Below are 712 nucleotides of genomic sequence, written 5' to 3'. Positions count from 1 at the left end.
GCTTTCGCCGACCACAACATCGCGGCGGTGATGCATTTCGCGGCGGCTAGCCTCGTCGGCGAGTCCATGAGCGACCCGCAGAAATACTACATCAACAACGTCCAGGGCACGTTGTCGCTGTTGCAGGCGATGCGGGACGCAGGCTGCCGGCGCATCGTGTTCTCCTCGACCGGCGCCGTCTACGGCAACGCCGATTCCAGGAAGCTGCCGGAAGACTTCCCCTGCGCGCCGATCAATCCGTACGGTGCGTCGAAATGGATGATCGAGCGCATGCTCGCCGACTATCGCGCCGCCTACGGCTTCGGCGCGTTCTGTCTGCGCTATTTCAATGCCAGCGGCGCCGATCCGGCCGGCGGCATCGGCGAGCTGCGTGACAACGAAACCCATCTCATTCCGCGCGCCATGATGGCGCTCCAGGGCCATGCCGACTTCGCGTTGTTCGGCGACGACTACGACACGCCCGATGGCACCGCGATCCGTGACTACATCCACGTTACCGACCTCGCGGCGGCGCATCTCGCGGCACTGAAGCTGCTGGAAGAAGGACACTCCGGCGGCAGCTTCAATCTCGGCAGCGGGACGGGCTTTTCGGTGCGCGAGATCCTGACCGCGATCAGGCAGGAGACCGGGCGCGAGGTGCCGCACACCGTCAAGCCGCGCCGCGCCGGCGATCCCACTTATCTGGTCGCCGACCCCTCCGCAGCGCGGAAAG

1 protein-coding gene is annotated in these 712 nt (G+C 65.7%); it reads left to right on the top strand.

All coding sequences use genetic code 11. The annotated features are described in order from the left end of the window. Positions 1 to 712: UDP-glucose 4-epimerase GalE (galE, locus tag IVA88_RS09030; RefSeq protein ID WP_247496947.1), on the top strand; the 712-nt coding region annotated here is incomplete at both ends.

The organism is Bradyrhizobium sp. 149, from assembly GCF_023073915.1.
GTDB lineage: Bacteria > Pseudomonadota > Alphaproteobacteria > Rhizobiales > Xanthobacteraceae > Bradyrhizobium.
This window is presented reverse-complemented; position numbering and strand designations above follow the sequence as displayed.